The sequence below is a fragment of the Metamycoplasma phocicerebrale genome (assembly GCF_003383595.3).
GTDB classification, from domain to species: domain Bacteria; phylum Bacillota_I; class Bacilli_A; order Mycoplasmatales; family Metamycoplasmataceae; genus Metamycoplasma; species Metamycoplasma phocicerebrale.
Genome location: NZ_CP033058.2, coordinates 454,401 through 476,180 on the forward strand (window position 1 = coordinate 454,401; position 21,780 = coordinate 476,180).

Consider the following 21,780-nt stretch of genomic DNA (forward strand, 5'->3'; position numbering starts at 1 on the left):
TTATTAAATAAAAATATTTATTAGAATATATAATTATTCTTATTACTATAGTAATACCTATTTGAAAGGAAATACAAATATGAGAAGATTATTTAAAGAGGTTTTTAAATCTCTAGCAAAAAACAAAGTCACTTTAATATGTTTAACCATATTAATATTTTTAACTACTTTTTTATTTACTTTATTAAATGATGTCAAAACATCTTATTCTAGAACTATAAATTCTTACGATAAGGTTTCTAGACTACACGATTTAACGGTTGACTTAGATATTAATCCTTCCGGTATTATTCCAAGACATGGGTACAATCAAATAGATAAAGATAACTTAACTATTACAAATAAACCAATTAAATTTGAATCATCAAAAAATGGTTCTATGATTTCATATACTATTAACTTATCAAAAGACAATCAACAATATGTAAATATTGTAGATAATATAGAAAATTGAAATGCCGATTCTTCTTATTATATTTCAACAGTAGATTTAATGAGTTTATATTATGAAGAATTAAAATCAGAAATAACAAGTGTACAATTTGAAATAAACAAAAAAAATCCTGACCCTTCTAAAATTCGTGAATTTAGTTTTGCAGGTGCAAATAGAAAATTTCAAGTTTATAAAAAACTAAATGGCAAAATAGTGCCTATAACTCAAAATTATAAAATTTTATCAACTAATAACATTAAATTTAAATCAACATTTAAATTAGGAGATATTTTTTCAATATCTTATGGGCCAAAAGGGCCTTTTGGACAACAAGTAATAAAAGATTCAATCATTGAATCTTCCCCTTTATTTATAAATACTTTAACAAAAGAAGCATCTTTTTTAACCTCAGATTATGATGAATGAAAAGCTCAAAATGTATTAGCTATAATAAAATCTGAAGACGTTTTAGACCTTTTAGGTTTTGAAAAAGAAACTAAATCAAATAAGTGACACTTTAATGAAACAAAATATGCTACTAGTCCCTTAAAAATAGCCGGAGATAAAAAAACAACAGATTTTAATATTAATAATAATGACATTTTAAAATCTGAATTTCAGTTGGGTACTTTTGCTAATAAATTTAATCTTGAAACAAATTCACCTTTATATATAGATTTAGAATCTAATAAAACTTATAAACTACATAAAGATTGAATTAGAAAAACGGAACAAAATATTACATACAATTGATATCGTTTTGTTTTAAATTGAAATGAAGATTTGAATGAAGATAAATCAAATTGAAAAGGTTCTTATTTTAAATATATAAATGATTTTTTTAAAAACAAACCAGATGAATATAAAAAGAATTTATATTTTTCATATTGAGATAAAACTATAACTACAAAATATTCAATTGGAGATAAATACACTCAAACTATTGTTCAAACAAAACCATTAGAAAAGAATGATGTTATTGGAGACAATGGAAATTTTAAAACCTATTGAATGGGTGGTAATAAAAATAACAATCATATTCCCCCCAACAAAATTGGAGAGCCAAGAAAATTGTGAAACATTAAGCAAATTGAATTTAATAAAAATTCAACCGAAGAATTAACAGATGAAGAATTTCTTGATATTTCTAATGTTGAAAAATTAAATCAATATCAAGCAATTATTAGAAATGGTGCAATTAACTTTGCTAGAACATCTATTTTAAAAGATATTGAAAATAGTGTTGGAAAAGAAAATATTGGAATTAGAAAAACAGTAACTGTCGAAACTGTAAATGAAGATAACGGCAAGAAAAATGTTTTTCATTTTGTTGATATGGGAGATAGACAACGTAAGATTCTAGGAATAGAAAATAACGTTGGAAAACTATATAATGAAACATTAAATCCTGGTCTGTTGCATAAAAGTATTTCTGATGATAATGTTAATAAATTTATATTGAAACCAAAACCAAATTCAACTGATATTGAAAAAATTCCATCAGTATATACTCACGAGATAATAGATTTAATTTTTCATAACTTTACCCCTAATATAAATTATTTTAATGCTGACATTAGATTTGAAAATTATTATGATTTTCTTTCGAACACAAGAATTCCTTATTTGACCAATGGTAAGATTTTATTATTAACTATAGCAAGTACCGAGAAGAAAACATCATCTGGAAGTACTATAGTTGGTGCCATTGCTATGCCAAAACCAGGAAAATATATTTTTCTAAAAAGAAGCAGTATAGAAGGGTTTTCTTCTGAAATTGTTTGAAACAAAGTTTTAATTAATGACAAAGAATACTTATCTTTAGATGAAGTATATAACTATTGCGTTTCGCAAGATTATACAATTAGAGGAGATATAGGACCAAATGGATGAGCTATGGTTAATCCGCAATTTAAAAATTCAATTAGTTTACCAGTAAGTTTTGGTTCTATTTCAAATGATTTAACTCAAGAAATTATTCAAAAAAATACTATTAAAAAATTAGCCGAAAGAGCTAGATCGGTTTTTATAGATACAGATTTTGCTAAATTATTTGATAAAAATGATATTTATAGATTATTTAAAGCTATTAGTGATTCTATTGAAGCAAATAACTTGCACTCATTATTAGCAATTGGTAAAACAAATCAATTTATTTTAGAAAAAACCATTTTAGATGTTATTAAATATTTAGTTAAACCGATTGACCAAGGAAATAACAAGAATTTAGAGTTTACAAATGTTAATGCTAATTCATTTTTCCATAATTTCTTTAATAACATTTTAGGTTACTTTAAAAAACAATATTTAAATTCAGGTACAACTGAAGAAGAAAGAGATGCTTATTTAATTAAAGAAATTAATAAATTAAGTGGATTATTAGGATTTTCGAAAATATATATTATTCCGCAATTGAATTTAAGTTTAAGCGATTTATTATCTCTTATTAAAAACAAAGCTAAAATATTTGATATTTTATCAGAAATTATTAGTTCAATAGATTTCATTAAATTTTCTTCAACCATTGATAGTTGATATGCAAAACACCCCTACAAACCTTTTACTTCAATTAATGATACATATTGAAGCATGGCACACGAAAGAATGTTTATATCTTTATTAAGTTCTGTTAATGAAAATAAATTTAAAAATGGAATTAAAACCTTAATTAATCAAGTAGATTTTTCTAAAATATTAAATCCGGATTATACTAATAGTTATTATGCAAAATGAATTAGTGCATATCAATTTTCAGAAGAAAATTTATCAGACGAAACAAAAGTTCACGCTAAAAAATTCTTTAAAGCTTTAGATGCTAAAAAAGATGGTAGTTATTCTAATATAAATGAAGGTCTATTTAAAATAATTTCAAATATAAATATAGAAAAATTTACTGAATCACTATCAAGTTTAATTAAAGAAGTGAAATATTCTATTACTGCAAACAACAAAATATATAATGATTACAATACAGAGTATTTATCTCAAACTGATATACTTGCAGCATTTATGTCTTCGTTAAATTCTTCTTCTAAAGGAGAAATTTCTTCAGGAAAAGTTAATCAAATTCAAAATGCATTAATTTTAATGTTAAATCTATCAAACAAAACTTCAAATATTATTCAAGACTTGAATATAACTTTTCCGACCCCTGAAGAGGGTAAAATAAGTTTATTGGATTTGGCTATAATTCCTAAATTAGCATTTCCAAAAACTTTAAAAAATTCTGCTTCTAATAGTTCTATTAACTTACCTATTAATAGATATGATTTGTCTGATATTCAAAAAATTATTTTAAAAATTGAAACTTCTATTAATCAAAAAACTACAATAAAACTTACAGCTAATGAATATAAGTTTATAACTGAACAAGCTTTAATTAATGAAGTCGAACTTAATAATTTAGAAGAATTAAAATCAAAATTAATAAAATACTACAATTTCGTTCAAAAACTTCAACTTAAGAGTTTTAAAAAAGAAAATGGAATATATGATTTTAAGGTTTCAAATTTAAATAACATTAATCCCGAAACGTACGGTGATTTAGCTTATTATTCAGCTTTATTAAATGAAAATGATCCAAGCAATCAAGACAAAATTAAAGTGTTAAAAACAATTTATACATTATTAGCTGAAAATTTTGCCACTTTATTTATGAATAAGGGTCAAGATGACATAATTAATAACCATTTTATCTTGTATAGCCTTTGAATAAAATTTGCTTATTTTTTAAATAGATTAGGCGATGTCAAAGAAAAAATTATAATAGATAAATCTACAGGCAATAAAATTCTTCAAAAAGAGTACGAAAAAATACTTACCTATAGTCAAATTAAATTTGTACTTAAAGAAATATATAAATTATCTCAAGAACCAGAATTTATTAAAATTTTACAAAACTATAATAATGTAGTTAATCCAATTCCAAGTATGGGAGTATTAGGAAGTGATAGTGAATATAGAGCAACACTATTGAAAATATCTTATGCACATGCTCACACTAATTTAGCCAATCGAGAAGTTATTAAATTATTAGAAAATTCTAATGCCTTTAATACATTTTCAAATAATTTAGAATCTTCAGGAATTTCTAATTCTATTGTTAAAAAGATTCAAAAATTATTAATTAAAAACTCAAATGAAATAACATATAACTTTGGTTATATAGCATCTGCATCCCAAATGTCAACGTTTTATAATAAGTCTTTAAAAATGTTTTTAAATTCATTTATAAAATCTGAAGGAGACGGAGATATCAAAGCTCTTATTAATGATGATTACGATTTAGATGTAGCATATAAAATGGCAATTGAAAATTCGGCTTTAATTAATAAGCTTTCATTAATAAATATACCTAAAAATTTATTAAATCCTTTGACTATAATGAGTTTTCCACAAATTCTTTTATACTATACATTAAGCCCAGATCCTAATCAAGGAAACCTTGCTTACATAGTTAAAAAAATGCTAAATAATTTAAAATTATCAAATGTTAAGGATATTACATATCAAATTGAAGCATTAACTCAAGTGTTCGAAAGTTCAACTAAATTTATAGAATCTAAAAATGATAGTTCAGTTGATTTAGATATTTCAAAATTTAATCATATTTTTAATAAACTATTAAGAGATACAAATGGTAATGAATTAGAAATATTCGGTATTAATATAACTAAATCAATGAAAAAAGCTTTATTTAAGGTTATTGAACCAATACAAATTGCAAATCTAATTTCATATTCTGATACCGGTTCTTATTTAGCTAAAGTTAATTATGGATATGCTTCAAAAAATAATAAGGAAGCTTATACTGGAGATATTTCAAAATATTTATCTAACCCTTATGCAATGAAATTATTTATTTCTTCTTTAGATGATAAATATAAAATTAAAATTAATACTCAAGAATATTTAATTATTGGAATAGATTCAACTGCTGATTATTTATATCCAGTTGTTAATGAAGAAAACATTCAAGTTGATACTACCACTCAAGCCATAGTATATGTTAATTCAAAAGGTTTTGATCGTATTTATTCGGCTTATCCAACTTTTGCCTTAAAAACTTATGCTTTAGTTCAAGCTCCTAGAGATGCTAAAAACAGATTTTTACCAGGCAAATCACCACTAGAATTGCAATCTAAATTTATTAAAGAAATTGAAAAAATTAATCCAAATTCATTTAAAAAAGTTTATTTACAAGATGAATTAGATAACATTAACCCTGAAAGAAAAATTAGAATTACAACTATTAGATCGATTGTTAATTCGATTAAAAATGCAACCGTCTACTTAATTTCAGTTTTAACCGTTTTAGTTGCATTTATAGTTTACTTTATTATTAAAAGATACATTGAGGCCAGAAATAAAGTAGTAGGTATTTTAAGGGCTCAAGGTTATACAACACCAAAAATTGCTTTTGCATTTTGTGCCTTTGGTTGAATACCTGCTGCTGTAGGCGGCATTCTTGGATATATTTTAGGTTTTGCTTTGCAAAAACCGGCGATGGGAGTTCTTTCTTCTTATTGAACTCTAGAAAATAATATTATTCCATTGCATGCATTTTCTATGCTTTCTACAATTCTTGTTCCTTTATTATTTGTAAGTTTATTAATATTTATAATAACTTCTTTATTAGTTAGAAAAAAACCTATTGAATTAATGAGTGGTTTGACAGAATTAAATGTTGGAAACTTTGCTCAACGTGTTTCATCCATGTTTAGAAAATTACCAATTAAAACAAGGTTTATCGCTTCTATGGCTTTAAATAATTTTTGAAAAATGTTTTCATTATTTTTGGCTTTTTCAACAACATCGCTTATTTCAATGTTTTTCTTATCATCAAACAATATTTTTAATAAGGCTATAACAAAAACATATAAGGATAGGTTATATAGATATAAATTGGATTTAGAAAGCCCTACTACTGAAGGCGGGCCATATGTAACATATAATAAAAATGATATAAATTCGTTGTTGTATGTACCTAATGACTTAGCAGGTTCATCATCTAATGGCAGCCAATTAGATTATAATAATCCTAATTTCTTAAGACCTGGAGGCTCATTTAATACCGATATTGTTCATAGACCCTACAATCCTGTAGTGTTAACAAAATCTTCATTAGATTTATTATTAGATTTATCAGTTGAAATAAGTCCTTGGGATATAACATATGCAAATATGCCAGAAACCCAAAGAGCAAGAGTTTCTCAAATATTTAAACGTGTTTCGTTAGAAATGCAAAACACTCAATATTTAATTGATATCGCCAAAGTTAGAGCAGGCCAAAAAGATTATATGGATACTAGATATTCATCAGTTGACAATATTATTGCTGTAAGAGATCTTAAAAAATTTCAAAAAGATTTGGCTGACAAAAAACCAGAAGACATATCCAATAGAATTAGTTTCTTCTATTTTACTCACTCATCAACTTATAATATGTATGAAGAGCAACGTATTGCCGAACAATTTAAATTTGTTGAATGAGATCCTAACAATGAAGTTTACTATAAACCAAAAATAGTTTCAACTTCACGCTTTAGACAAGAGTATAGAAACTTTTTAGTAAATGCTTATAAGAATGTTCAATCATTAGATTTCTTTGTTTCATTTGGTGGAGTGTATTGAAATGACACTACAAATGAAAAATATACTTATGCTAAGGCATTACTAGATGGCAAAGAAACAAGAATATATGGTTATTACAATGATAGTAAATTTATTTCTATGCATGATGATAAAGGAAATGATTTGCAAAAAAGACTAAATAATTATGAATATAATGAAACAACAAATATTCCTTTAATTATTAATACAGTTACACAGAAAAAATATAATTTAAAAATAGGTTCAGTAATTGAAGTTGATTTATTAAATCACGTTGATAGATTTAGTTATCGAGCTCTTAATCAAAAAGCTCCAAAAACAAAATATAATTTTGAGGTTATCGGAATTTCTGAAACCTATATTAATAGTGAACTAACTACTAGAAAAGATATTTTGGATAAAATTCTTGGATATGACACCTTATCAAAAAGATTAAAAGATTCTAGAATAAAAGAATTGCAAAATGTTCTTCTTTTATACCCTGATAAAAAAGAAGAAATTCAAAAAGCTTTTGATAGAAAATATGATGCCTTTAACGGAGTTCTTTCAAATGATAAAACACCAGTTCAAACTATTGACACTTTAACAACTTATTCCTCAACAGGTTTTTGGGGAGCGGCTTCTTCATTTGAAGTTGATGGAGCGAGTGATCAAGCGGTTTGAGAATTCTTTAAGAGAATATTTATATCTAATAAGGATTTAAAATATAAATCGGTTTATGAAAATAATATTGATGCCTATAATGAAGCACATCCTGGAACTAATTTGAAATATAAAGAAGTTTTATTTAAATTATTAAATATTAATGAAATTCAATTTCAAAAGATTGTAAAAGAACCTAATGCTAATGAAGAATTTAAACAAATTGCTAGAAAAACTGTTACTGATTTTTATGGAGTTCAGTCAAATACTATATATGGTAAAAATATAATGTATGGAGCTTCATTCGATGTTAATAGTAAGGATATAGAAGCAGGATTCATTAGTGGTATTTCTAACACAGTTAATACTATTTTAGTTACTTTTATAATCATGTCATTAACAATTTCTATTATTATCTTAATTGTTATTACTAACATTATGATAGCCTCAAATAAAAGAGCAATAGCAATATTCTCTGTGCTAGGTTATACAAATAGAGAAAAAACAATTTTATTCTTTGCTAACTTTGTTCCTGCAATTATATTAGCTTGCCTATTTATGATTCCAGCAACACTTCTACTAATTTCTATATTTAATGCATTTATGATGGCAACATCACAAATAGTATTACCTTTAGTTTTAAATTATTCAACTATAATAATCTCTGCAACAATTTGTTTAGCTGTGTTTATATTAACATCTATGGCTACATGAAAGAGTTTAAATAAAGTAAAAGCAGTCGATGCCTTGAAAGGAAAATAATGTCTCAAGAAGAAATAAAAAAATCTACTAAAAAAACTAAAAAAACATCAAAATCTAAAAAAATATCTACTACAAAAGATATTAATGTTTTAAATCCAATTGAATTACAAAAACATGATAAACCTTTTGAAATAGAAGATGATGGTTTGACTGTAAAGGTATTAGATCCTAATACATTAAAAAAATATAAATTAGCTAATAATAAACCACGTAAAAAAGATGGTTTAGAAAAGGAAGTTAATACTGAAGATTATATAGTGGAAGTAGAAGATGTTAAAAAAACCTATTTATCAGGTAATGTAGCAACAGAAGTTTTAAAAGGAGTATCTTTTAAAATTAGAAGAGGAGAAATTGCTATTCTTTATGGAAAATCTGGTTCTGGTAAATCCACACTTTTAAATATAATTAGTGCTTTAGATAGACCTACCAGTGGTAAAGTTATAGTTAATAATGTAAATTTACCTTATTTAAGTGATTCAAAGCAAACATATTTTCGAAGAGATAATATATCATTTATTTTTCAAGACTATAATTTATTACAAAATTTAAATAGTTATGATAATGTGGAAACTGGTTCTTATCTACAAAAAGATAAATCTAAACATTTAAATATTAAAAAATTGTTTAAAGATTTCGATCTTGAAGAATGTATGTACAAATATGCTTCACAAATGTCTGGCGGTCAACAACAACGTGTTTCAATATTGCGGGCAATAGCTAAAAACTCTGATATTTTAGTAGCCGATGAGCCAACTGGAGCTTTAGATGAAAAAACTGGTCAAATTGTTTTAAAAATACTTCAAGAAATAAATCAAAAATATGGCACAACAATTATTATTGTTTCCCACGATCCTGATGTTGCTCTTATGGCAGATAAGGTTATTTATCTTGAATTAGGTCAAATAAAAGATATAATTTTACAAGATAGAAAATGACTAATTGAAAAAGAATCAAATAGTGCAAGGAAGGAATAATATATGGAAAATTTTGTTAGAATATTTTTTGTAGTAATAGGTTTCATGGCTTCTATTTATATATTTACAATAGGAATAATCTTATTTACAAAAAATTTAAAAAGAGTATTTCATAGAGTAGCATATTGTGCTTTATCAGGTCTATTACCTATTTCTGTTTATGAATTATCATTACTTGTTAATTCGGCTAGGGTAGGTGATTATACTTGATTATCTATATCAATAATATTATTAATATTTATTATTGCTTCAAGTGTAATTTTTATGATTGCCGGCATAATGAATGTTCAAAGAAGTAAAACAAATAAAAATAATAAATAATTTAAAAAAATATCGAGTTACGATATAGTGAACCCCTAAAGTTGGACCAAACAACGGAATAACTTTAGGGGTTTTTATTATGAAATTAAAAAATGAAGAAAAAATAAAAATAATCAAACTTTCAAATGAAGGTTATAGCATTAAAGATTTATGTGAAATGTATAATGTAAGCAAAACTACAATAGCGACTATTAGATCTCTATATAAAATACATAAATATGATTTCTTAAGCAAAAACAAAAAAAAATAACTATTCTTTTAATTTTAAAATTTGAATTATTAAATTAGTTAAAACTGGTCGCTCTATTCACGATATTGCTGTGAAATTTAACATAAATTCTGGTGTTATTTATAGTTGAATAAAAAAATATTTAAATTTAGATTATAATGGTCTTAAAAGAAAAATAGGAAGGCCATGTAAAATGAATTTAAATAAAAAACTTAAAGAAAAAGAAACAACAACAGATAAAGATAAAAAAATAAAAGAACTAGAAGAACGTAATGCTCAGCTTGAAATGGAAAATGATTTGCTAAAAAAATTGAGAGCCTTGGTTCAACAAAGGAAAGAGCAACAAAAAAAGAAAAAGTAATTGTTGTATATGAATCAAGGCTAAAATATCCTTTAAATAAAATGCTATTATTTTTTCAAATTGCTAAATCTACATATTTTTATATTTTAAAAAATATAAATGAAGAGGATTCTAACAAGAAAGAAAAAAAATTAATTCTTGACATTTTTAATAAAAATAAAGCAAGGTATGGATATAGAAGAATAACTTTAGAACTAAAAAATAGAGGCTTTATTATCAATCATAAAAAAGTAAAACGATTAATGAGTGAGCTAAATATATACGGTAAGCAACCTAAAGCTAAATATAAATCATATAAAGGCGAAATTGGCAAAATATGCAAAAATCTTTTATTAAAAAAAGTTGTTGACAAGAATAAAAATATTACTTATTTTAATAGAGATTTTCAAACTAGCAACATAAACCAAATTTGGAGTACAGATGTTTCAGAATTTCATATTGCTTCTGGAAAAGTATATTTATCACCAATTATAGATGCAAATAGTCGCGAAATTATATCTTACACAATATCAAGAAGTCCAAATTTTAAACAAACTATTGATATGTTAAAAATTGCCTTTAAAAAACACAAAAATTTAAATGGTTTAATTTTGCACTCTGATCAGGGTTGACAATATCAAATGAAAGAATATAGAGATATTCTAAAAGAAAAAAACATTCTGCAAAGCATGTCTCGAAAAGGAAATTGTTATGACAATTGTATAATTGAAATTTTTTTCGGAACAATGAAGAATGAAATGTTTTACGGTCATGAATATGAATTTAAGTCATTAGATGAATTAGAAAACGCAATGCACAAATATATAAAGTATTATAATGAAAATAGAATAATAACAAAATTAAGAGGAATGACACCTAAACAATATAGATGCCATTCGCTTAATAATTTAAAATAATTTTTTTAGTCCAACTTTTGGGGTTCACCCTACGATGCTCGATGTTTTTTATTTTAAATATTATTTTCGTCAATTATTGTTTCATACTTGTCTATGTCTATTACATTTTTATGTAAATAGTCAATTTCAATTTCTTCTATTTTTGATCAATTTCTACCATAGTGACTTTTTAAATAATAATCATATTCATATATAGCCTTAAATTTCAAATCATTTTTTTCAATATTAATTAATTTATAACTTATATTAGTAATTCATTTTTTTAATGATTTCTTATTAATTAGAGGGCTAGTTACTAAAAAACCTTCATTTTCTTCATCGTATAAAATATTATAAATATCCTTATAATTAATACCTTTTACAACAGGTTTTAAGAATTTAGCAGTTCTAATTTTACTCTTAATTTTAGATATATTTGTTAAATTCATTGTTGAAAAATGATTTACAAAAGCTTTAATTCTATTTTTATATTTTAAATATTTTTTTACTCTTTTAGTTGTGGTAGGTATAACTAAATTAATATTAACAAAAGGGCATTCTTCATATATTTTTGATACATCAAAAACAAATTTATTTTGTAAAGATAAATAATCTGAGTGTTTAACCGAATCTATAACTTTATTAGGGAATAAGTTTCTTAGTTTTTCATAAGAATCAAAGGTCATCATAACATCATAATGATCTATTTGATCTCAATAACTTAAATTATTCACCAAAGCCAATAAAGTATTAGAATCTAAACTATATCACAATGAATTCTCATTGCAAATTTCCATAAATTCTTTTAAAATATTTAACTTGTTTTCAAAAATGTTGTTCATATTAAAATATTATAATTAATATTTGTTTTAATACATTAAAAAATTAAATATTTAAAAAAAATGTTTTTTTTAATTAACAACAAAGCTAATTTTTCAACTAATTTTTAGACTTTTTTTTAATTTTAAATTTTTTATATTTTTGCCTAAATTTATACTAAATGAAAAAAAATGAAAAAGTGGTAAAATATTTGTATTCTTATTTAATATATTAAATATGAATATAATTGAATTAGAAAATATTTTAAGAAAGGCAAATAATGTCAAATAAAGTTAAAAAAACTAATACAACTGAACAAAAGACAAAAAGAAAAAGAGTTCTTTGAGGAACATTTTGAGCTACAGCTGTAACAGCGACAGTAGCTGCTGGTATAGCAATACCTTTGGTTAAAGCATCTAAGTCTTTGCCAAGCCCAACAGATACACTAGAACCAGATAGCTCAGTTTTAGAAATCGACACTCCGAATGGTAAAAAACAACTTAAATATAAAGAAATAGATAAAGCTCCTGTTTTACCAAATAAAAATAAAAATATTGCAGATTCTATTGAAAAAACAATTGCTAAATATTTATATGAACAAGAATATGAATCTTCATTATGATATCAAGCAGTTTATAATGCAAATAAAGCAAAAGCAGATGAAAAAACCTTCGCTTTAGATTCAGTAGAAAAAATAAAAGAAAAAGTTAAGAAACAAATAGATGACCTTAAAAAACAATACCAAAAACAATATGGTTTAGAAAAGAAATGAGAAGAAAAATTCTTAGAAAAACTAAATAGTAAAGAATGAGGTTCATCAAAAAATGAAAATGAAGCAATAGAACATAAAGTTAATGAAGAAATTAAAAGACAAGCTTTTAGAAGGTTTGAAACAGAAGTCAATACCGATTGAACATTTAAAGATTTAAAAGATGGTATTGTAGCCAATAAAGATGTTTATTATGAATATAAGGGTAAAAAAATAGAAATAGCTAAAAAAGGCGAAAAAATAATTTTATCTTTTGCTAAAGAAAATGAAAACTATGTTTTGCCTAAAGAAGATTCAGTTGAATCGCATACCGATTCTAAGGCTTCTATAAAAATACCAATGTTTGTAACTAAATCATTTGTTAAACAATATAAAGATGCCACAAGATTTATTAAACCTTGAATTTCAAAAAAACAAGGTATTTTATCTGAATTTTCTTTATCTGCTCATCAAGATCAAAAGGGCGCAGAAAAGCCATGAATAGTAACTAAAGAAGAAATAATAAATCTTTTAAAATTTTCTTCATATGAAAAATCTAAAACCGAAATCGAATTAAAATTAGGTATCGATGGTTTGAAACAATTTAAGGGATTTGGAACTTTAATTAAATCAGGCCCAATTACAGAGGAAGATGAAAGACAAGCCACAAATGATAAACAATTAATTAATTTTTTATCTTCAGACAAAACAAATGCAGGTAAATTTGGATCAAAAGGTTTTGTTAATTTAAAACAAACAATTTCTTCATCCGAACCAACAACATATTTAAATTTATTATCTATTTTATTAGGTGATGCTACATCAGATAAAGGAGTATTTAAATATAAAGAAGAAAATAATTTATTTGATACATTAAAAACTTCTTTAATTAATGTATTAAAAGAGTTAGAAAGTTTTAAAGATTTAGAATCAACCTATAAAGGGCAATTATTAGCAGCATTACAAGCTAATCCAGCAACAAAAAATAAAAGTGATAATTATGTAGCTGAGTATGCTAAATATAATGATTCTATTAAAAAAATTATTGATGAATTACAAGATAAAGATTTTAATAGATTATTTGGAAATGCTTTCAAAACTGCATTTACAGGTTCAAATCCAGGAAATAAAGTTAATGCAATATATAAAGTTGGAGAAAATTTTGTAACAGTTGGACCTAAGGGGATTTTAATTCAAAATCTTCATAAATTAGATAATGAAGAAGAAATTAAAAAATTGATAGTTAAAGACTTAACAATTAAATCAAAAGCAAATTATTCACCAACATTTACATCTGAATTATTTGACTTAACTAAGATATTTTCAGGTATTTTAAATTCTTCATTTCAATTAGAAGAATTGTTATCACAATCAGACTTTAAAAAATATGTTAAAGAACAAGAATATACACCAATCGATTCAAATACTAAAAAGAAATTTGATGACGCTGATATATCAGGAGCTTTAGATTATATAAGAACAATTGAACAAAGTAGCCAAACAACTTTAATTTCAAATAAATTTGGCCAAATTAGAGATTATGTTAAAAAACAATCAAATGATGGTTTAATTGAAGATTTTAAATTTGATGAATCAAATAATATTTTCAAAATAGTTCCACATACTGGAGATATAGTTAGTTACTTATTTAAAATAATTACTGATTATGTTGTAAACAAGAAATAAAGGAGTTAACAATATGAAAAAAAGATTTAAATTATTATTAACAGGCGCATTGCCTTTAAGTGTATTGCCAGTCGCTCCTCTTGTAGTTGCTTGCAATAACTCTTCATCAAAATCTAAAAAAGAAACCCCTGGTTATCAAATTGGTTTTTTAAAAGAAATTACATCAAAAAATCAAATTATTCTTTCTGTAATAAATACATATTTAGAAGTATTCTATGATAATGAAGTTAAAAGTGTTTCGAAAGATAATAAGGATAAATTACTTTATTTAATTGAAAAGAAAGATTCACAATTTCATAAAGATTTATATAACTTATTTAAATTTTATGCAAATGCAAAATTAGATTCAGATCCACAATTTTTCTGAAATTTAAGACAAAATTTTATTAAATTAAATATTGATGTTAGTTCATATGAACCAGCTGCTGCTAATTTACCAACAGAAGATAATTTTATTTTCTTAATGAAAAATTCTAAATTTTTAGCTAATAACATAAGATTAGAAATAGAAAAATTATTAATATCAAAAATTTATTTATTAAAATTTAGAGACGAATTTAAAAAACTTTCAGTTAATGATAAAGGTTTAGATAAATGACAAGTTAGTTTAGAAAAAGAAATGAAAAAAGATTCAACTTCTTCATTAAAAAAAGATACTTATGATTCTTTGGACTTTTCTGCTTCTAATTTATACTTAATTAAGTATTTAATTGAAAGTCCATTAATTGAAAAATGATCTTTTACCGATGATCAAGATATGAATTTAAGAATTGGTAAAGCAAATGTAAGTAACTTTAATGATTTTAATACTTTAGCAAGTTATAACTCTTCAGGAAAACCAAAATATGACTATAATACAGTAGCAAAACACCCAGAATATTTATTAAATACAGGCGAATCTGAAGGTTTTGATATAAAACTTTTAAAAGCTTATAAAGGTATTTTATCTAATGTTGAAACTTCAGGAGATTTATCTAATTCATTGTATGCAATGAGAAGACAAAAATCACCAGTTTTTGGTTTTATAGACCCAAAAACAAAAAGAGTTTATGATCAAGATCACTTTAAATTAAGTAAAATTCTTAAACAAGAAGATAAGTTACCAGCTTTAAAGGCTTCGGCACAATTAAAACAAAAGCAAGGCCAAGAAGATAAATTAAAATCAATAACTGCTAAGGACATAGAATTTGATGGTTTAAATAGAGATCCAAAAGATGAAAAACTATTTACAAAAACAATTACTGTTGATTCTAAACAATATACTCTTGAATTTAAAGTTAGAGATACTATTACATTTAGTGGTGAAATTTTAAGAGTACCAATGACATTATCAGTTAAAGAACTTGGAGCAAGACATTTTTATGATTTTAATTCAGAATTAGAATATAAATCAAAAGCTTTTATAGATCAAACAGAAGGCAAAAACTACAATTTAGATAAATATCCAACATTTATTGACATGATTAAAGATAATAAAATCGATGCTTCTTATGTTGTTAAAATAGCTCCTTCTTATATTAAAAAAACTATCAAGAATTTAAAAGGTGAAAATGAAGATAAAAAAGTATTTACTTTAGAACAAACACCTTGAAATTCTAATGAACAACAAGATATTTTAGCTAACACAATTGTTTTAAATAAGGGTAATACTTTATTTAGAGAAGTAAATAAATATATACTAGACCACTTAGGTTTTAAATTGGAAAACTTAAATAAAACGGTTTTAGAATTATTTAAAACAGAAGGATTGTTATAATGGAAAAAGATACATTTCAGAGAATTATAGATAGAGAAATACCTGCAACAATAATTTATGAAGATGCAGATGTTATAGCTTTTTTAGATATTGACCCAGAAGAAAAAGGTCATTTTCTAGTTTCACCAAAAGAATTTTCAGAAAACCTTTATGATATTGAAGACGAAGTTTTAATTAAGTTAATTAAAAAAGCAAGAGAATTAGCTATTGAACAAACTGAAAAGTTAAATGCTACTGGCTTTAAATTAATTATTAATAATAATGAAAGTGCTGGTCAAGCTATATTTAGAACTCACATTCATATTATTCCTTATTATGATTAGTAATTAAATATTAAATAATAGAAAGATTTTATATGGAAAGAAAATATACAGAACAAGAACAGATTAGAAGAAATAAAATTGAACAATTGGCTAATAAAAATATTCGTGCTTTTAATTCAACTATTAAACCAACTATTTCATCTGATGAAATTAATAATTTATATTCATCTAAATCTCGTGATGAAATTGACTCTGAAAAGAAATTTGTTATTTTTAATGGTAGAGTCATAGCTCAAAGAGGGCCATTTCTAGTATTACAAGACCGTTATGGAAACATGCAAATTTATGTGGACAAAAAAATTCTTGATGAGATATCAACAGAAGTTTTAAAACAACTTGATTTAGGTGATATTATTAGTATTGAAGGGTTAGTTTCTAAAACTCATACAGAAGCTTTAATGATTAAAGCATCTAAATTAACTTTATTAACTAAAGCTCTAAAACCATTGCCTGATAAATATCACGGTTTAGTTGATCCCGAAGAAAGACGTAGACACCGTTATGTTGATACAATAGTAAATGAAGAGTCACGTAAAACTTTTATTTTGAGAACTCAAATTATTAAAGGGGTTAGAGAATTTTTTGATAATCTTGGATATCTAGAAGTTGACACCCCTGTATTACAACCAATTCTTGGGGGAGCAGCTGCAAAACCATTTGTGACTTTTTATAATGCATTAAATAGTAATTTTTATTTAAGAATAGCAACTGAATTGCCTTTAAAAAAATGTATTGTTGGTGGTTTAGATAGAGTGTATGAAATTGGACGTATTTTTAGAAATGAGGGTGTTGACAGTACACACAACCCAGAATTTACTTCTATTGAATTCTATGAAGCATATTCAGATATGTGAGGAATGATGGAAAGAACAGAAGGTGTATTTAAACATTTAACTAAAAAACTTGGAATTGATAAAGTAAAGTTTAATGGTTATGATATTGAATTTAAATACCCTTTTGCAAAAATTAACATGGTAGATGCTGTTAGTGAAAAAATTGGTATTGATGTTAGAAAATTAAATGATCAAGAAGCTATTGAGTTAGCAAAAAAACATGGTATAAAAACTGAAAAATATTACAAATTAGGACATGTTATAAATGATCTTTTTGAGAAATATATAGAAGAAACATTAATTCAACCTACATTTGTTTATGGCCATCCAATTGAAATTAGTCCATTAGCATTTAAAGAACTAGAAGACGAAAGATTTACACAACGTGCCGAATTGTTTATTGGCACAAAAGAGTTTGCTAACATGTTTACCGAATTATCCGATCCTATTGATCAATTGGAAAGATTTGAATCTCAATTAGAAGAAAGAAATAACGGAAATGAAGAAGCAAATGAAATAGATTGAGATTTTGTTAACGCTTTAGAATATGGATTACCTCCAACAGGCGGTTGTGGAATTGGTATCGATAGATTAATTATGTTGTTAACTCAAAATGATTCAATTAGAGATATTCTTTTATTCCCTCAATTAAAAGATTTAAAATAATAATAATTTAAAAGCAGGCGATTTATTGCGTGCTTTTTAATTTGTTTAATTATTTAAATTAAACACTATTATTTATGCTAATATATATAACAAACAAGGAATTTATGAAAAATAAAACATTTACCCTAACCATTAAAGAAGAAATAATAAGAAGACCTCTTAAAAAACAAGAAAAATTAAATCTTTTAAGTGGTATTTTTGCTACTTCCAAAATAGATAATGAAAATTATTTATTAATTTTTAATAATAAGGAACTTTTTAATTTCATAATTGAATTATTAAAAGAATTTAATGTTGAATTTTATAATGAACGTAAAAATGAGTTATTAATAAAAATAAAATCTTTTAATAATCCAAAACTTAAAATGGAAAGAGATTATTTTTCTGGAATATTTTTGTCTAGTGGATCGGTATCAGATTTTAAAACATCTTTTAATCATCTTGAATTAAAATTCTATAATCATGATAAAGCAATAGAAAGCGTTGATATTTTAAATAAATATAATTTAAATTTTAAAATAATAGTCCGTCAAAATAGATATATTATATATATTAAAAAAATTGAAAATATATGCGATTTTTTAAAAGCTATAGAAGCTATAAATTCTTATTTTAAACTTGAAGAATATAAAATTGAAAGAGATTATTTTAATAATATAAACAGAATAACTAATTTCGATATTTATAATCAACAAAGAATTGCAAATGCTAATACTTTATTTTTAGAAAATTTTGATTTTATTATTAAAAATAAATTGACGTCATATTTTTCAAAAGAAGAAATTAAGTTTTTTAAATTAAAAAAGAAAAACCTAGATTCTAGTTTATCAGATTTAGTTACATTATTAACTAATGAAAATATAATTAAATCTAAGTCATCTTTAAATCATGCATTAATAAAATTAAAAAAAATAGTTGAAAAATACAAAAAAATATAAAAAAATATTATTTTATTAAAAAAAGTTTTTTTAATATATAATATTAAACATAGCAACCATAACGAAGGGGCCCACCTGATTCCATTCCGAACTCAGCAGTTAAGACCTTCAGTGCCGAAGATACCATTAGGGAAAATAGGTCGTTGCTTTTTTTTATATTCTTTTTGAAGTAAAATATTAATATGAATTTAAAAGAATATGAAACATTAGGTATTGTTTTAGATATAAAGAATACAAAAGAAAATGATGGGTTAGTTAAGGTTTTATTACCTAATAGCATTGAATATTTATATGCTAGAGGAATTCAAAAAGCAGAATCTAAAAATAGAGCCAATCTTCAAATTCTGAGTTTAGTTAATTTAGAAATAATAAATCCCAAAATATCGACGGGCATTAAAACTTTAAAGAGAGCAACAATAATAAAATCATTTCCTTTTAATGAGATTTTGCAAGATCAATACAATACTGTTAAATACTTTTTGAATAAACAATTAAGAAGCAATCAATTAAATTCTTTTATGAATTTTTATTTAGAATGTTTAGATAATATAGAAAAATACCCAAATCATACAATTGATTTATTTTTGCTAAAAATAATAGAAATAAATGGACTAAAACCTATTTTTAATAAATGTGTAGAGTGCAGTAACACTGAAAATATTATTGATTTTGAATTTTATAAAGGTGGATTTTTATGTTCAAATCATTCGAAGAATAATAAAAGCGTGGAAATACTTAGATCTTTATATTGATTAAATCAAGGATTTAATCCATTTATAAAAAACGTTAAAGATTTAGAAGCAAAAACAATTAAAATAATGTTATTAGATTATTTGAAAAACATAATTTAAAATCCTTGCCAAATTTTAGACAAGGATTTTTTTATTCTTAATTTTCAATAGAATTACTGTTTTTCATTCTTCTTTTTTTATTTACTTCTTTTTTAATTTGTTCTTTTCTAATATTTTGTTTTGTAGACTTATGCTTTATTGAAATATTTTTTCTTTTAGCATTATCTTCTTTTTTCGATTTGGTATCTTCTTTAGCATCGTCTGCCAATAATATAGTTGGTATTATAACAACATTACGTCTTTTATTTTTATAGAAAAATGGGTCTAATCTATCAATAATTAATTGTTTTAATTGAGGTATAGTTCATTCTTTTTCATTTTTTATTGTATATAAAATAGCTCCATGAACTAAGCGTTTTGCTTCCTCAATTAAGTGTAAAGAATTTTTTACAAAAAATGCGCCTCTCGAAACTATTCTAGGTTTTCCAAGAATTAATTTTTTCTCTTTGTTTATAGCTATAATTACATGAACAAAACCATTTTGGCCTAGTTCCATTCTTTCTTTCATAATTTGTGAATTAGTTTTAGATAAAACATTTCCGTCAATAAAAACTGGTCCAAAATAAACTTTTTCATCTGCTAATGAAATTTTATGATTTTCTAAATAATAAACATCTCCTAAATTAGCTACAATTACATTGCTTGGTTCTAGTCCACTTTCAATAGCAGTATAGCCATGAACAACACTCATTCTATATTCACCATGATAAGGAATAAAATATTTAGGTCTTGTTAATTCGAAAATTCTTTTATGTTCATCCTTATATGCATGCCCTGAAGTATGCAAATATCCATCGACTCCATTTTCTCTTATAATTGCTCCTAATTTATATAATCTATTAACTAGCAATTCACATTTAGATCTATTACCCGGTATTGGACTAGATGAAAATATAACTGTATCTTTTGGTTTAATAGTTACATTAGGATGTTTACCAAATGACATTTTAGCTAATCCAGCCATTTCTTCACCTTGAGATCCAGTAGTTAAAATAAGCAACTCATTGTCATTATATTTTGACATATTTTTTTTATCAATAAATACTTCATCTGGAGCATTTATATATCCCAATCTACGGCCAATATCAACATTATCAACCATTGATCTACCGAAAGCTATAACTTTTTTATTTAGTTCAGCTCCTAATTCAATTATTGCTTTTATTCTTGTTAAATTAGAAGCAAAAGCTGTAACTATAATTTTCTTTTCAGCTTCTAACATATATTTTTTAATATCTTTTAATATATCACTTTCTGATGGAGAGTGATTTGGACGCATAGCATTAGTTGAATCTGAAAATAAAACATCTAATCCTTCATCACCTATTTGTTTTAGTTTGCTAAAATCTGTTAGATTTCCGATAGGAGTGTAATCGAATCTAAAATCTCCAGTCATCATTAAATTTCCATTTGGTGTTTTTACTCTTACACCAAAAGCATCTGGTATAGAGTGTTGAGCTGTTCATCAATCCACAGAACAATCATTAAAATCTACTTTTAAATCTTTGTTAATTTCAATAAATTCAACATTTGTTTTAATTTTCATATCAGCAAATTTCAATTTTAAGTATTGAATTGCAATACGAGGTGCATAAATTCTTTTAACATCTACTTGTTGAACTAAATATGGTACTCCTCCAATATGGTCTTCATGCCCATGTGTTATAAACAACCCAGCTATTCTATCTTGATTTTCAGCTAAATAACTAAAATCAGGTATTGAACCATTAATACCTGTAACAAAGGTATCACAAAACTTAATTCCAGTATCAATAATAAAAATATGTTTATCGTACTCTATAATAAGTGTGCTCTTACCTATTTCCTGCATTCCGCCTAAACCAAAAATTTTTGTTGGTTTCATAATATTCCTCCGTTTTTGTGTATTATATAAAAAAAATAAAAGATATTAGCTTTAATTATTTTAACAAAATATATAATTATATTATTA

Annotated in this window: 14 protein-coding genes and 1 rRNA gene; 13 read left to right on the forward strand and 2 right to left on the reverse strand. The window is 24.5% G+C overall.

Annotation, left to right across the window (positions count from 1 at the left end):
- Positions 1–79 precede the first annotated feature (79 nt).
- From DMC14_RS06210 to DMC14_RS01865, 6 genes are all read left to right on the forward strand, one after another.
- The gene (locus DMC14_RS06210) at positions 80–8,449 is read left to right on the forward strand and encodes an ABC transporter permease (protein ID WP_137412664.1); all 8,370 of its coding nucleotides are present in this window, start codon (positions 80–82) and stop codon (positions 8,447–8,449) included.
- Positions 8,449–9,423, forward strand: a complete 975-nt coding sequence (locus DMC14_RS01845; protein WP_116171537.1) for an ABC transporter ATP-binding protein — start codon at positions 8,449–8,451, stop codon at positions 9,421–9,423. Before DMC14_RS06210 ends, DMC14_RS01845 begins: the two co-directional genes overlap by 1 nt.
- A gap of 3 nt (positions 9,424–9,426) precedes the next feature.
- The gene (locus DMC14_RS01850) at positions 9,427–9,744 is read left to right on the forward strand and encodes a hypothetical protein (protein ID WP_116171538.1); all 318 of its coding nucleotides are present in this window, start codon (positions 9,427–9,429) and stop codon (positions 9,742–9,744) included.
- A gap of 79 nt (positions 9,745–9,823) precedes the next feature.
- A complete protein-coding gene (locus DMC14_RS01855) occupies positions 9,824–9,994 on the forward strand; it encodes a helix-turn-helix domain-containing protein (RefSeq protein WP_116171529.1) in 171 nt (56 codons plus the stop codon).
- Between the two features lie 70 nt (positions 9,995–10,064).
- Positions 10,065–10,334, forward strand: a complete 270-nt coding sequence (locus DMC14_RS06215; RefSeq protein ID WP_116171530.1) for a hypothetical protein — start codon at positions 10,065–10,067, stop codon at positions 10,332–10,334.
- A complete protein-coding gene (locus tag DMC14_RS01865) occupies positions 10,334–11,230 on the forward strand; it encodes an IS3 family transposase (protein ID WP_277870957.1) in 897 nt (298 codons plus the stop codon). Before DMC14_RS06215 ends, DMC14_RS01865 begins: the two co-directional genes overlap by 1 nt.
- Before the next feature lie 53 nt (positions 11,231–11,283).
- Here the strand turns inward: DMC14_RS01865 and DMC14_RS06220 are convergent, their stop codons facing one another.
- The gene (locus tag DMC14_RS06220) at positions 11,284–12,051 is read right to left on the reverse strand and encodes a LicD family protein (RefSeq protein WP_116171539.1); all 768 of its coding nucleotides are present in this window, start codon (positions 12,049–12,051) and stop codon (positions 11,284–11,286) included.
- Positions 12,052–12,308: 257 nt separating this feature from the next.
- On the opposite strand from DMC14_RS06220, the gene DMC14_RS06225 reads away from it, so the two are divergent.
- The 7 genes from DMC14_RS06225 to recO all read left to right on the forward strand — a co-directional run bounded on the left by DMC14_RS06225 (position 12,309) and on the right by recO (position 19,829).
- Positions 12,309–14,462 carry a HinT-interacting membrane complex protein P80 gene (locus tag DMC14_RS06225; RefSeq protein ID WP_116171540.1) on the forward strand — a complete coding sequence of 718 codons (2,154 nt, stop codon included), beginning with the start codon at positions 12,309–12,311 and terminating at the stop codon, positions 14,460–14,462.
- A gap of 13 nt (positions 14,463–14,475) precedes the next feature.
- Complete coding sequence (locus DMC14_RS06230; RefSeq protein WP_116171541.1) at positions 14,476–16,218, forward strand: HinT-interacting membrane complex lipoprotein P60; 1,743 nt, start codon at positions 14,476–14,478, stop codon at positions 16,216–16,218.
- Positions 16,218–16,541, forward strand: coding sequence for a histidine triad protein HinT (gene hinT, locus DMC14_RS01885; protein ID WP_116171542.1), 324 nt, complete (start codon positions 16,218–16,220; stop codon positions 16,539–16,541). Before DMC14_RS06230 ends, hinT begins: the two co-directional genes overlap by 1 nt.
- A 32-nt stretch (positions 16,542–16,573) precedes the next feature.
- On the forward strand, positions 16,574–18,040 hold the full coding sequence (gene lysS / locus DMC14_RS01890; RefSeq protein ID WP_116171543.1) for a lysine--tRNA ligase: 1,467 nt from the start codon (positions 16,574–16,576) through the stop codon (positions 18,038–18,040).
- A 104-nt stretch (positions 18,041–18,144) separates the two neighbouring features.
- Positions 18,145–18,978 carry a DNA-binding protein WhiA gene (whiA, locus tag DMC14_RS01895; RefSeq protein ID WP_116171544.1) on the forward strand — a complete coding sequence of 278 codons (834 nt, stop codon included), beginning with the start codon at positions 18,145–18,147 and terminating at the stop codon, positions 18,976–18,978.
- 48 nt (positions 18,979–19,026) lie between these two features.
- Positions 19,027–19,130: ribosomal RNA gene (rrf, locus tag DMC14_RS01900) — 5S ribosomal RNA — on the forward strand.
- A 30-nt stretch (positions 19,131–19,160) separates the two neighbouring features.
- Positions 19,161–19,829, forward strand: coding sequence for a DNA repair protein RecO (recO, locus tag DMC14_RS01905; RefSeq protein WP_277870928.1), 669 nt, complete (start codon positions 19,161–19,163; stop codon positions 19,827–19,829).
- 37 nt (positions 19,830–19,866) lie between these two features.
- Here the strand turns inward: recO and DMC14_RS01910 are convergent, their stop codons facing one another.
- Positions 19,867–21,693, reverse strand: a complete 1,827-nt coding sequence (locus DMC14_RS01910) for a ribonuclease J (protein ID WP_116171546.1) — start codon at positions 21,691–21,693, stop codon at positions 19,867–19,869.
- Between the last annotated feature and the right edge of the window lie 87 nt (positions 21,694–21,780).